Source organism: Pseudomonas weihenstephanensis (genome assembly GCF_001043055.1).
Classification (GTDB): Bacteria; Pseudomonadota; Gammaproteobacteria; order Pseudomonadales; family Pseudomonadaceae; genus Aquipseudomonas; species Aquipseudomonas weihenstephanensis.
This window is the reverse complement of the sequence record NZ_JYLF01000007.1, coordinates 167,476-180,525: the sequence shown is the minus strand read 5'-3', so window position 1 is coordinate 180,525 and position 13,050 is coordinate 167,476. Positions and strand designations below refer to the sequence as shown.

At 56.4% G+C, this 13,050-nt stretch carries 13 protein-coding genes; 4 read left to right on the top strand and 9 right to left on the bottom strand.

The features are described from left to right. Nucleotides 1-13: 13 nt before the first annotated feature. From TU86_RS16985 to selD, 3 genes are all read right to left on the bottom strand, one after another. Entirely contained in the window at nucleotides 14-1,678 is a 1,665-nt protein-coding gene (locus TU86_RS16985; RefSeq protein ID WP_048365478.1) for an AMP-binding protein, read from the bottom strand. Between the two features lie 225 nt (nucleotides 1,679-1,903). Further along, nucleotides 1,904-3,001 carry a tRNA 2-selenouridine(34) synthase MnmH gene (mnmH, locus tag TU86_RS16980; protein WP_048365552.1) on the bottom strand — a complete coding sequence of 366 codons (1,098 nt, stop codon included), beginning with the start codon at nucleotides 2,999-3,001 and terminating at the stop codon, nucleotides 1,904-1,906. Continuing rightward, a complete protein-coding gene (selD, locus tag TU86_RS16975; protein WP_048365477.1) occupies nucleotides 3,001-4,035 on the bottom strand; it encodes a selenide, water dikinase SelD in 1,035 nt (344 codons plus the stop codon). The genes mnmH and selD overlap by 1 nt, the downstream gene beginning before the upstream one ends. Nucleotides 4,036-4,630: 595 nt before the next feature. Here selD and TU86_RS16970 point away from each other — a divergent pair. After that, nucleotides 4,631-4,960: a hypothetical protein gene (locus TU86_RS16970; protein WP_048365476.1), complete on the top strand. Its 330-nt coding sequence runs from the start codon at nucleotides 4,631-4,633 to the stop codon at nucleotides 4,958-4,960. Nucleotides 4,961-5,129: 169 nt separating this feature from the next. On the opposite strand, the gene TU86_RS16965 is transcribed toward TU86_RS16970, so the two are convergent. Together TU86_RS16965 and TU86_RS16960 are read right to left on the bottom strand one after the other, a co-directional pair. Continuing rightward, nucleotides 5,130-6,074 carry a fimbrial protein gene (locus TU86_RS16965; RefSeq protein ID WP_048365551.1) on the bottom strand — a complete coding sequence of 315 codons (945 nt, stop codon included), beginning with the start codon at nucleotides 6,072-6,074 and terminating at the stop codon, nucleotides 5,130-5,132. A gap of 303 nt (nucleotides 6,075-6,377) precedes the next feature. Beyond that, nucleotides 6,378-7,082 carry a YoaK family protein gene (locus TU86_RS16960; RefSeq protein WP_048365475.1) on the bottom strand — a complete coding sequence of 235 codons (705 nt, stop codon included), beginning with the start codon at nucleotides 7,080-7,082 and terminating at the stop codon, nucleotides 6,378-6,380. Between the two features lie 227 nt (nucleotides 7,083-7,309). On the opposite strand from TU86_RS16960, the gene TU86_RS16955 reads away from it, so the two are divergent. Then, on the top strand, nucleotides 7,310-7,975 hold the full coding sequence (locus tag TU86_RS16955; RefSeq protein ID WP_048365474.1) for a histidine phosphatase family protein: 666 nt from the start codon (nucleotides 7,310-7,312) through the stop codon (nucleotides 7,973-7,975). Here TU86_RS16955 and TU86_RS16950 read toward each other — a convergent pair whose 3' ends face one another. Further along, on the bottom strand, nucleotides 7,976-8,911 hold the full coding sequence (locus tag TU86_RS16950; protein ID WP_048365473.1) for a DMT family transporter: 936 nt from the start codon (nucleotides 8,909-8,911) through the stop codon (nucleotides 7,976-7,978). Between the two features lie 193 nt (nucleotides 8,912-9,104). Between TU86_RS16950 and TU86_RS16945 the strand changes: the two genes are divergently transcribed. Next, entirely contained in the window at nucleotides 9,105-10,007 is a 903-nt protein-coding gene (locus tag TU86_RS16945; RefSeq protein ID WP_048365472.1) for a LysR substrate-binding domain-containing protein, read from the top strand. 31 nt (nucleotides 10,008-10,038) lie between these two features. Next, nucleotides 10,039-10,263 (top strand): YgdI/YgdR family lipoprotein, encoded by a 225-nt coding sequence (locus TU86_RS16940; protein WP_048365471.1) that lies wholly within the window; start codon nucleotides 10,039-10,041, stop codon nucleotides 10,261-10,263. Nucleotides 10,264-10,317: 54 nt separating this feature from the next. Here TU86_RS16940 and TU86_RS16935 read toward each other — a convergent pair whose 3' ends face one another. The 3 genes from TU86_RS16935 to TU86_RS16925 are packed head-to-tail and all read right to left on the bottom strand — an operon-like array spanning nucleotide 10,318 to nucleotide 13,003. Beyond that, a complete protein-coding gene (locus tag TU86_RS16935; protein WP_048365470.1) occupies nucleotides 10,318-11,607 on the bottom strand; it encodes an NAD(P)/FAD-dependent oxidoreductase in 1,290 nt (429 codons plus the stop codon). Further along, entirely contained in the window at nucleotides 11,604-12,350 is a 747-nt protein-coding gene (locus TU86_RS16930) for an amino acid ABC transporter ATP-binding protein (protein ID WP_048365469.1), read from the bottom strand. Before TU86_RS16930 ends, TU86_RS16935 begins: the two co-directional genes overlap by 4 nt. After that, nucleotides 12,347-13,003 carry an amino acid ABC transporter permease gene (locus TU86_RS16925; protein ID WP_048365468.1) on the bottom strand — a complete coding sequence of 219 codons (657 nt, stop codon included), beginning with the start codon at nucleotides 13,001-13,003 and terminating at the stop codon, nucleotides 12,347-12,349. The genes TU86_RS16930 and TU86_RS16925 overlap by 4 nt, the downstream gene beginning before the upstream one ends. Nucleotides 13,004-13,050: the final 47 nt, after the last annotated feature.

Genomic DNA, 13,050 nt, shown 5'->3' with positions numbered 1-13,050 from the left:
ATGATTCCTGAGGTTAAGCGCTGACGTTGGCGTTGGCGGCCAGGTCGGCTTTGGCGATTTCCTGATTGCGCAAAATAAAGCGCTGCAACTTGCCGCTGGGGGTTTTTGGCAACTCGCTGACAAATTCGATTTCACGGGGGTAGGCATGCGCAGCAAGGCGTTGTCGCACATGCAGGCGCAGGGTCTCAGCCAACTGCGCATCGCCCAGAAAGTGCGGACTGAGCACCACAAAGGCTTTGACCAGTTCAGTGCGCTCGGGATCGGGCTTGCCGACTACGGCGGCTTCAACCACGGCCGGGTGTTCGATCAGGGCACTTTCCACGTCGAATGGCCCCACGCGATAACCCGAGGTGGTAATCACATCATCACTGCGCCCGACGAAACTGATACTGCCATCGGGGTTCAGCTCAACTGTGTCACCGCTCAAGTAATAGTCGCCGACAAAGGCTTTGGTGGTGAACCCGTGATAGCCGCCAAACCAGCACATGGGTGACTGGCTGCGATCGACCGCCAAAATTCCCGGCTGACCCACGGGCAGTTCCTGATGGTTGTCGTCCAGCACCACAATTCGGTGCCCCGGTGAGGCAAAGCCAGCCGCGCCCATGTGCACCGGGTGATCCAGGCCGTGGTGATTACACAACACCATGCCGACTTCGGTTTGACCGTAATGGTCATGAATGGTGACGTCCAGGTGCTCGGCGAACCAGCGGATGACCTCCGGGTTCAGCGGCTCGCCTGCACTGCTCACCGCCCGCAGTTGGCCCTTGATCGGCTCGGCGAACGTTTTGCCCGCAGCAATCAGCATGCGATAGGCGGTGGGTGAACCCGTGAGGTTGGTGATGCCGTATTTCTTGATCACGCGACAGGTGCTTTCGACCGTGAACGGCCCGTCATACAGCGTGATCGGATGCCCCAGCGACAATGGCCCGGTGATGCCAAAGTAAATGCCATACGCCCAACCCGGATCGGCCAGGTTCCAGAACGCATCTTCAGGACGAAGGTCTACGGCGTCGCGGGTGTAACTCTGAAACGCCACAATGGCTTTGAGCGGTACCAACAAGGGTTTGGCCGGGCCGGTTGTTCCGGAGGTGAACATCAGCAGAAAGGGGTCTTCGCCGCTCAACATCACCGGCTCACACTGTGCAGAATGGTTCTCCAGCTCGGCCCAAAAACTGAAATCGCCGCGCACCAGCCCCTGCCCCTTGGCGCCAGACACCGTCACAATCGTCGGGCATTGGTTGACGTCATTGAGCTTGGCGCGATTGGCTGCATCGGTGACCACCAGCGCCGCGCCAGAGCTGTTAAGCCGATGCTCGATGGCCTTGGGTCCAAATGCGGTGAACAGTGGTTGATAGATCGCGCCAATACGCCACGCCGCAAGCACGACCACCAGCAACTCAACGTTACGCGGCAGTAAACCGGCGACTTTGTCGCCTCGCTTAACCCCTTGGGCCAGCAGGAAATTGGCAAAGCGGGCCGCGTGATCCTGAAGCTGGGTGAAGGTGTAAGCCGCGCTGCTGGCGTTACGTCCCTCCCAGAACAGCGCAATACGTCCCGGTAGCGCGTGCCGGTCACAGCATTCGACACAGGCATTGAGTGCCGTCAAATCGCCATCCAGGGCGTGGCTTACCGTATGTTGATAGTCAAAGTCACTCATCGCGGTCAGATAGTCGCGCATCAGCACAATCCCTCGGTCTTTTTATAGGAATGGGAACCGTCGAAAATCCTGCTGATAATCGCCCTGCCAAGGCTCTGCAACAATGGTCAAACCGCTCAAGCTGATTGACTGGTTTGGCCAATAGACTGACGCAATCCTGATGGGCGCCGCCCGGGCACCAGGCTGCGCTGCGGGGTGAAGTGGCCGTGAAGCCGACCACTGCAATATGTCTGAGACGTGGGGGTATTAACTGGTTTTTTGTTGACGCAAGTACTCAAGCACGGCGGTTTGATCCCCGGCAAATACGATGCGTCCGGCCTTTTTCTCACGCTGAAAGGCGTACATCGGATCGTAATATTCACGCAGCAAGCCTTCGATCCACACCCGATGTAAATCTACCGATCCGCAACGCGCCTGCTCTTGCAGCGCACTGTTCATCACATCGTGCAAGCGCTGATAACGCTCGCCACCCAGGCGTTTTTGAATGTTTGCCAGGCTTTCCAGCAACCGCTGAGAAAACAATGTGAAGCCGTGATCGCCATTTTTGGCGGTAAATTCGGCACACAACTCAATCACGTAATCGCGCAGGATGCGCTCAACCCGACTGTGAACGCTGTCTTCCAGCCACACCATGGGCGCGGTCTGCATGGTTTGGTACAGCGCCAGCGGCAAGGCACAACTGCCCACCGTTCGGCTTTCGTCTTCGAGCACGAAGCGTTCGAGTCCTTTGTCTCGTTTTTTCAGCACGTCAATGGCCAAGCGGTTTTCGAAATCAATGTTGGACGGTTGTCCGGTTGCGCGCTTGCCAAAACTGGAGCCACGATGGTTGGCATGCCCTTCAAGGTCCAACGCATTGTCCAGTTGCACCAGCACATCGGTTTTACCCGTGCCAGTCATGCCGCCCAACACCAGCAGATCGCACTGTGCAACGGCATCGTCGAGGGTTTGAATCAAGAAGGTACGCAGCGCTTTATAGCCGCCGGTGATGCGCGGGTAATTGATCCCGGCCTCGTCCTTGAGCCACTGTTGGACGATTTGCGAACGCATGCCACCGCGAAAACAATACAGGCACCCTTCAGGGTTGGCCCGCGCAAAATCTGCCCACGCCTGCAATCGCTCGGCCTTGGTCGCACCCGAAACCAGTTGATGCCCCAGTACCACCGCCGCTTGCTGGCCTTGTTGCTTGTAACACGTACCCACGCGTTCGCGTTCATGGTCAGTCATGAGCGGCAAATTGACCACGCCGGGGAATGCACCCTTGTGAAATTCAATCGGCGCGCGGGTGTCCATCATCGGCCGATCGTTGATGAACAGATCGCGCAAGTCGGTTATGTCATGAGCCATCATGAAACCTCAACCGCGTACGTCTGTCGCTCAACCAACTGGCCGATAGGCTGAAGGTTCAAACCATTGTCACGTGCCATTTGCAGGAAGGCTTCGTTGCCGTCCGCGCTGACAGCTACCAACAGGCCGCCACTGGTTTGCGGGTCGCACAGCACGCGCTTGTGCAGCTCTTGCACCGGCGAAATCTTGCTCGCGTAGCTATCAAAATTGCGCAACGTGCCACCCGGCACACAACCTTGTTCCAGGTAGTACTCCACCGAGTCAAGGCGCGGCACCTTGGCGTATTCAATTTTCGCGCTCAGGCCACTGCCATCGGCCATCTCCACCAAGTGCCCAAGCAGGCCAAAACCGGTGACATCCGTCATCGCGGTGACGCCCTCCAGTTTGGCAAACTGACTGCCGACTTTGTTCAGCGTGCACATCCAGTCACGCGCTACGCCAACATCCTCGGGGCGTAATTTGCCTTTCTTTTCGGCGGTGGTGAGGATGCCGATGCCCAAGGGTTTGGTCAGGTACAACAAGCATCCGGCGGTTGCCGTGTCATTGCGCTTCATTTGGCGCTTATTGACGACACCCGTCACTGCCAGACCAAAAATCGGTTCGGGGGTGTCAATCGAGTGCCCACCGGCCAGCGGGATGCCCGCCTCATCACACACGGCACGACCGCCGCGTATCACTTCGCGGGCCACTTCGGGCGCCAGCACATTCACCGGCCAACCCAAAATGGCAATGGCCATCAGCGGATCGCCCCCCATCGCGTAAATGTCGCTAATGGCGTTGGTGGCCGCAATTCGGCCGAAATCATAGGGATCATCGACGATAGGCATAAAGAAATCGGTGGTCGAGACCACACCGCGTTCGTCATCCAGGGCATACACCGCCGCATCGTCACGCGACGCATTACCGACCCACAAATTCGGATCAAGGTGTTGCGCGCCGCTGCCGGCGAGGATGACTTCAAGCACCTGAGGCGAAATTTTACAGCCACATCCCGCTCCGTGGCTGTACTGCGTCAGGCGAATCGGCTCGCTCATAGGGCACCTTTAATAGATATCAAAGCGCCGGATACTAGCAGAGCGGGCCAGCCCGCAGGCATTAGACCTTGCCGCGGGCCATACAAAGCACGATCACACCCGCAGCAAGAACGGTTCCAGAGGGATGACCGGCATGCTCAAAAGAGACTCATAAGTCACGCATGTAGTGCCTCAAAATAATCACTACATATTTATTGACGACAGCTTTTCGCCCTTGCATGATGCAGACGTCTTCCCCACCGGAAGCGTTGGAAAAAGTCGTTGTAAGCACGCTCGACGAACCGTCGGGCTGTTCCGGGACAGGTACTGCCCACAAGGCAGAATTGATGAAGCTGACCTGGCTTGATCGTCCGCGTTTTAGGCGACAGAGGCTAGCGAAACGTCCTCAATAGGCTTGTGGCTGATGCAGTAAGCATCCCAGGCATAGGGGTTCACGCTAAGCTTCATCGTTAAAAACGCTTATGTAGTAGACAGCGTCAACTACTACATGGGACGTACTCAAGGCTGGATCTGCTTTAGATGGACACTGCGTAGCGCTGCAAACGCAGTTGCGCGAATCAATTAGACAGATCAACGAGTGGTCAAGGAGTTAGCTATGAACCTGAATAATCAACCGACTATTAATGAGCTGGCTCGACTGTTCGCTGCCCAAAAAGACACCCTGAGCGACCACATCTTGTGGGTGAGCGATACCGGTGAAGTGCGTATTGAACCTGTTACCGCCTGCCATGAAAACACCCCATTTGAAGAGCATCGTCCGGCACTGCGAACCCACCTGAAAATGTACCGTCGCGGTCAAGGTTATGTGGGTAAAAAAGCAGCCGCTGATAAAACGTTCATAACAGAAGTTTTGCAAACCCTGACCCTTAACTGGGAAAAGGCACAGACAAACGCTGACATCGTGAAAGTGGACCGCTACAGCTAATATTGCTTGTGCGTTCTGCTGCAAACCGTTTCTTTGATATGTTCACCGCCCTTGCCTTGCAGTCTTGGGCGGTGATCCAGAAGCAACTCGCCAACATCCAGCGTTGGTGTTGTTGATAAAAACCTGCCGATCCATGAAAGCGTAGGCGAGCCAACGTATCTTCTGCCCGTCAAGGCACCCCCATCACCAAAGTACCACTGCCCGTAAATGGCCCCGGCGCCGGGAAGCTGCGCGGCTGTCGTACCAAAACAAATGTCACATCATCGCTGCCTGCACTATTGGTAATGCGAGTCAAAAAAGAACTGCCCGGCCCTATTAAAACCCCTCCCCGCAATAACCCCGTGCCCAGTTGCATATGACTCATGGCAAGCAGCCCAGAATTGAATACTGCCCCTGCTCCTTTTAACGTGATGGTAACAGGCATGCTCACGCCCGAATCCGGGCACGAGTAATTCAATCTCAGCCCTTTAACCACAGGGCTACTGCTTGCGCTTTCCCCCAAGAGCGCCGGATCAACATTATCGAAATTTACATCAATCGCTTTGTTCGCATTAATTGTGCAGGTGGAAGGTTCGATGATCAAACTGTTCGCGGCATACAGATAAACCCTAAATGTAGGTGGCAACGGTGCACCGGTATTATTGGTCTGTTTTAAATACACGGTTCCCAAAAGGTCACCTTTATGGATGCTAATGGGATTGCCTGGCCCCCCTTGAGTAGACAAATACATAAACGTTTTAAGGTCGATACCCACGCCATTGTTTTTCAGGGAAACGATGTGAATACCGCGTTTGACGGGCACAGAGTAGCGGTTGCCATTAATGCTTAGGCCCGGTTTGTACGCCACAAACTTATGACCCGGCACAAGGGCATTATCGACGGTGTGCCAATAGTCCGTGGCATTCCCGGACGAATTACCGTCTGGGGTATATCGGCATTCAAGGTGGTAACCATCCAGCCGGATCGAATCCGCTCCAGGTGTTGCCTTGATGGGAACATTTATAGAAATACTACTTTTATCAACATGTAACCACGGCCCGCCATTAACTCGACACTGCCCCGCAATAACTGCATGAGAGAACAACACCACCAACAAGCCCAACACATAATTCATATTGATCTCACTCTGATCTATCCACTGACCGATAGACACACCTCACGCATGAATTTACTGCCCCCCCTTTAAGGGTTTTGAACTTTAACAAACTGCGCTCAAATCCTTTGTAGGAATTGACTGATCAACTTGTTTATTCCTCAGATTATTTCCGCGGGATATTTACTCTTGTTAATCGTCGACCGTACAAGGCTTAAGCATTTACTTGCGGGCGCACGCTACAGATCTAAGCTCAGACGATTACCACTCAAGTTCTGCGTCAAGAAATGCGCGTCGCCATCAGCGATGAAGACAGATAACCCCTTACCGCGGCATGTAATCGCGCTGCCAGCGCCGTGGGATTTTCAGCGAGACAACGCCGAGCAACGCGGCAAAACCTGCACTGAACAGCAAGGCTTTGACCCCGAAATGCGCTTCGAGCACTGCGCCGATCACCGCCCCCATCAACATGCCGCTCCAGGGCACCAACTGCACGCGCCAACCGCTGCGCCGCTCACCCAGCAGCCAACGCCCCAGGCCACGGCCGAAACGCGACAACGCGCCCGTCACGTAGGTCAGCCCGACCGGCAGCCCGTTGACTTGCTCCACCGCCGCATTAAGCATGCCCATCGCCAATATCGCAGCCAATAAGGCAGGTACTTGCGACTCAAAGGGCAATAACGCGGCACCACAGAGCAATCCGGCGATGCCCAGCATCAAAGGCAAGGCACGGCGTCTGCCCCAGCGTCCCAGTAAAATACCCAACGTATTGCCCACGATAAAGGCCAGTACCGCAAAGGCCAGTCGCACGATCAAACTGAGATCGCCCTGACTGATGGCCACCGCCAGCCGCGTGGTGTTACCACTCATGAACGAGACAAAATCGCCAGTGGCCAAGAATCCGATGGCATCAGTCATGCCCGCCAGCACCGACAGGCTCCCGACCAGCCCCAACCCTACCCGCCCGCGCCAGGCACGCACGCGCACATGCAGCGGATTGATCGGACGTCTACGCGCAACAGGCAGCATCGGGAGAACCTCATGAAGGTGAATACACTTGAATGATGGCCAATTGAGTACAGTCTGACCAGTGCACAGATCAAACCAATGGACGCATTCAGTTACGTGTGCGACTAAAGGGCAAACGAACCAATCTCAAAACAGGCGTCTAATAAACACTTTGTTCAGGGATGACGGGCACTTCGGTGTTTGTACGGCAAGGAGCGCACTCGCCCGGATTCACACAGAAGCCCCCCATGATCCCACTCACCTGGAAGAAACCTCGCCTCGCACTGGCCGCGATCCCGCTGTTACTGATCGCAGGCGCCGTCAGCCTGTCCTCCCATGTTGAGGACGCTTTTGCGCAACCTGCCGATGGCGTGCAAACCCTGGTATTCATGCGCCACGCCGAAAAACCGGCCGACGGGCTTGGTCAACTCACCTGTCAGGGCCTGAACCGCGCCATCGATCTGGCCACGGTACTGCCGCAAAAATATGGCAAAGCGGATTATGTGTTTGCAGCCAACCCTTCACGCCAGGTTGAAGAAGGCATCGACGATGATGCCTACAGCTACGTGCGCCCGATGATGACCATCAACCCCAGCGCGATTAAATTGGGCTTGCCGATCAACCTGGCCTTTTCAGCCAATGACACCCGTCAACTGGCCGATGAACTGACCGATGACAAGTACCACAACGCAACCATCTACACGGCCTGGTCCCATGGCTACCTGCCCGAATTGATCAACACGGTTGCAGCCAAGGCAACGGGTAAAAAAATGTCGCTGACTGAAGACTGGGCAAACAACGACTTTGACTCTTTATATGTGCTGACCCTGACCTGGCATAACGGCAACGCCACGTTGGTGAGCCGTGTTGACCATCAAGGCCTGAATAACGGTGCCAAAGCCTGCCCCACCTGATTACGCCAGAGCCGCGCGGGTCGGCGCATGGCAGCGCACGGCCCAACTGACGCCTCCCAGCAGCAGCGTCACCGCCAGCGCCTCAAGTAACGTAGGCCAGCGTTGCAGGTAGACAAAGCCATACAACAGCGCAAACACCGTTTCAAACACAATCAGTTGCCCGCTTAACGTCAATGGAAGACGCCTTGTAGAGGCGTTCCACATCCTGTTGCCAAACCAGGAGCCCAGCACCGCGCTCGCCAGGTTGATCAGCCAGAACATCTGCCAGCGCTGATCGCTGACCTCGATGTGTGCGGCGTCCAGCGACAGCGCGTTCGCCATGCCCCAGATCACGGCGCCCAGCACGCCGGTCACAACGCCCCACAAGCTCGACCATTCACCACTACTGAACGCACTGCACTTCAGAAAACGTGCATTCTCGGTGGCGAACCAGGTCCAGCAGACCAACGCGCCGATACCGCACGCAATCCCCAACACGTTGTCCGCCAAAGGCTGCTGCACACCGGCACCAAACAATGCCTCAAGGTTGATGCACAACATGCCGCCCACAACCAACAGCAAAGGCCAGATCAACCGCGCAAGCGGCACTGCCCCGGTATCGGTGCGCCCCATCCAGGTAATGCTCAAGGGCAACACCCCGACAATCAATGAGGCCACTGCGATACCCACGCCCTGAATCGAAGCTGACAGCAGCATGTAATAAATCAGATTCCCTAACAGGGCTAGCTTGAGCAGCGTCAGCACATCCCGCCCGCTCAGTTGCGTGATCAAACGGCGGACATCAGGCAGGATGAGCAGGAGCGAGACTGCGCCATACACGATAAAGCGCCCGCAACTGAGCAAAAGCGGACTGAACTCAGGAAGTATTTTTGGCACCAGAAACACCAGCCCCCACACAGCACCTGCCATGCCCGCATAGACTATCCCGCGTTTCATGTCGCTCTCTCATACCGTTCAATATGTTGGGAGATTAAGCAGGCACGCCGTCATGCACAAAGGATCATTCGGCATGCTGGCATTCCCTAGCGGAATGCGTTACAACGACGCCATCCACAACTGTAGAACCCCTTACCATCGCTTCGGCATCGAACGCTGCCGGTGGCAGCGGCTACGTCACTCAGGAGCTTGCTTGAGCCGATACCTCAAACACTTACCGCCGCTGGACACGCTCATCACCTTTGAAGCCGTCGGGCGCAATGGCAGCTTTACCCGAGCCGCCAGCGAGCTGTGCCTGACCCAAAGCGCGGTGAGCAAACAAATGCGTGCCCTTGAGGATCATCTCAAGTTGGCGCTGTTCGAACGCCAGCCCCGAGGGGTCAGTTTGACCCGCGCCGGGGCCAGCCTGTTCGGCGAGGTCAGCACCCTGCTCGAACGCCTGCAACACAGCGTTAATCGCATTAAAGTGCAACATGCACCCAATGCGGTGACCGTGTTGTGCACCCACGCGGTGGCACAGTTTTGGTTGTTTCCACGGCTGTTGGCATTTAACACGGCGCACCCTGGCATCACCGTCAACATCCACGCCAACAATGGTCTGGACGAATCCAGCACAGCGGATTACGATTTCTCGATTCTGTACGGCAATGGCAATTGGTCATCATTGAATGCCCAACCGTTGTTTGCCGAATGCGTGTACCCGGTGGTCAGCCCCGCCGTCCACTTGCCCGAGATCAAGCAACCGTCAGACTTGCAGGCCCTGCCCCTGATTGAGTTGGACTCATCAGGCTGGAATTGCATAGATTGGCGCGACTGGTTTCGCCACTTCGCAATTGAACACACACCTGCGCCCCAGCGGCCAACCTTCAACCAAATCACCTTGGCGTACCAAGCCATCGTGCAAGGAATGGGGGTTGGCCTGGGGTGGGATTTCATGGTGCGGGACAAAATCGATACCGGCGAACTGCGGCGGGTCGCGGCGTACGAATATATCAGCGGCAATGCTGACTATTTGGTGCACTCTCGGCATAAAACGTTGTCAGAGGCAGCAGTTATTTTCCAGCGCTGGCTGTTGCACGATGCCCGGCGCGCTTAACCCTTTACTTTCGGATGTTCAAGGAGCTTGCATGAAGATCAACGTTATCGGCTTACCCATGGTCATAGTGGCAATGCTAACTCTGGCCGGTTGTGCCTCACCGAGCGTGGTCACGCTGCAAAACGGTACGCAATACCTGACTAAAGACATGCCGAAAACCAAAACCAAGGATGGCTTTTACGAATTCGTCGACATCGCCGGCAAGCACATCAAAGTCAAAGCCGATGACGTGGCCACCATCAAGACCGACGATTGATCAGCCCGCACCTGCAAGCCCCGGTGTACACGCGGGCTTGCAGAGGCGTGATCATCAATTCAAGGCGTCGAGCATCCGGTAGTAGGTGATTCCTGCTGCCACGTACAAACGCTGCAAGCTGTGAAACGGAATGGTGCGGATCGGCGTGACCGGGAACGGGAAGTCGCTTTCAGCCCCCGCTACACGCGCGGCGAGGTGCTTGCCGAGCATGGTCGACATGGCGATCCCGCGCCCGTTGTAACCCAGCAAAATTGACAACCCCGGTTGTGGCTCATGCAACTGTGGCAACACGCTCTGGTTCAGAGCAATACGCCCGCTCCAGCGGTACTCGATAGGCACCCCGGCCAATTGCGGGAACAGCATAACCAACGAGCGCTCCAAATGCCCCCAGTCACCGGCGCGAGTCGGCTCGGCGAACGGTCCACGACCGCCGAGCAATAAACGGCCTTGCGCGTCCATCTTGAAATACAACAACAAACGCCGCGCATCCGAGCACACCTCTCCACCGGGCAAGATGGTTTTGCGCAGCTCAAGCGGCAGCGGACGGGTGGCGATGATAAAACTGTTGGCCGCCAGCACGGTCTGACGCAACCCCGGCCATAAACCATCGGTATAACCGTTGGTGGCCAGCACCACACGCTCGGCGTTCACGGTACTGCCTTGAGCGGTGGTCAACTGCCACTGCGCACCGATTCGACGCAAATCAGTCACCCGGCTCTGGCTGTGAATCGTGACGCCGCGACCCAATGCAGACTTGGCCAACCCCCGCACATAGTTCAACGGGTGCAAGCTGCCCGCGCGCGGGTCGACCCAGCCGCCCAAATAATTTTGCGTGCCCAGCCGCTGACTGACCTCGGCGTGATCCAGTATTTGGGCGGCAACGCCACGCTGCTGCCACTGTTTGGCCCGATGTTCCAGGGCTTTCATCGACACCGCAGACACAGCGGGTTGAATCCAGCCTTTGCGACTGGCTTCACAGGCAATGCTGTATTCGCGGATCAATGAAAACACTTCATCAGCAGCCCCCCCGCAGGTCTCGATAATTCGTTCACCGCGCTCTTCACCGAAGCGTTGAATCAGCTCCTCAGGGTCGTATTTGAGCCCGGGAATCACTTGGCCGCCGTTGCGCCCCGATGCTCCCCAACCCGGCTCACCGGCATCAAGCACACAGACGCTCACGCCCGCTTCGGCCAACCGCAGTGCCGTAACCAGACCGGTATAACCGGCACCGACAATCGCGACATCGACGTGTTTGTTTTCACACAAGGGTGGCGTTGATGCGCCAGGGCGGGCTGTGGAGGACCAAAGTGAGGGCGGCAATTGCCCGCTAGCAGAGGACTTCATGGTTGCACCTCACCCGTCTGATTGAGCAAGCGCCGCAGGAAATCCTGAGTGCGCGGATGTTGCGGGGCACTGAGAACGGTTTGCGCAGGGCCTGACTCCACGATCTGTCCGCTGTGCAAAAAGCACACTTTATCGGCGACGTCACGGGCAAAGCCCATTTCATGGGTCACGACAATCATGGTCATGCCTTCATCGGCCAGGCGCCGCATGACAGCCAGCACCTCACCCACCAATTCTGGATCGAGGGCCGAGGTCGGCTCATCGAATAAAATCGCTTGCGGGTTCATTGCCAACGCCCGGGCAATCGCCACACGCTGTTGCTGCCCGCCGGACAGTGCATCCGGGTAAGCATTCATCCGATGCGCAAGACCAACTTTCTCCATCAGGGCTTGCGCCTGCTCACGCGCCTCTTGCGGTGATTTTTTCAAGACGTAAATCGGCCCCTCCATCACGTTTTCCAGCGCCGTACGGTGCGGAAACAGATTGAAGCGCTGGAAGACCATCGCCACGCGCGTGCGCAACAAATGAATGCTTTTATCGTGACGGTCGACCCGTTGACCGCTGACCAGAATGTCGCCCTGACTGTAACTCTCAAGGCCATTGATACAGCGCAGCAAGGTCGACTTACCCGATCCCGAAGGACCGATCAAACACACCACTTCACCTTGATCAACGCACAGGTCAACGCCTTCAAGCACCGGCACACCGCTAAAACTCTTGTGCACACCCTTGAGTTCGATCATGAGGCTCTCCGCGTTGCAAAGCGCGCTTCTATACGGCGTAAGCCATAAGACAACGGCAGGCTCATCGACAGGTAAAGCAGCGCCACCAAGGTGTACACGGTCATGTTTTCAAAGGTCGAAGAGGCGATCAGTTGGCCCTGGCGGGTCATTTCCGCCACGGTGATGGTCGACACCAATGAGGAGTCTTTGAGCATCATCACCAAGGTGTTGCCATAAGGCGGCAAGGCAATGCGAAAGGCCTGGGGCAACACCACGCGGCGCATGATCATCAGCCCACGCATACCAATCGACTCGGCCGCTTCGATCTGGCCGTGATCAATGGCTTGAATGCCGGCCCGGAAGTTTTCTGCCTGGTACGCCGAGTAGGCGATACCCAAACCAATGACACCGGCCTGCATGGCACTGAGCTGGATGCCGAAGTCAGGTAAAACGAAGTAGATGTAAAACAACTGCACGATGATGGGCAGACCACGGATCACGTTGACCACGCCAATGGCGAACAACGCAACGGCCCGTATTTTGGAAACCATCATCAGCGCGAATACAAGACCGATCAGTGAACTCAGCACGAACGATCCCGCAGTGACTTGCACAGTGACCACCGCCCCTTTCAACAAAATGGGGAGGAAGTCCAACGCGTCCTGGAGAAACATAAGCTACCCGCAAAACAACACATGAAACGGCCCGCAATCAGTGGCGG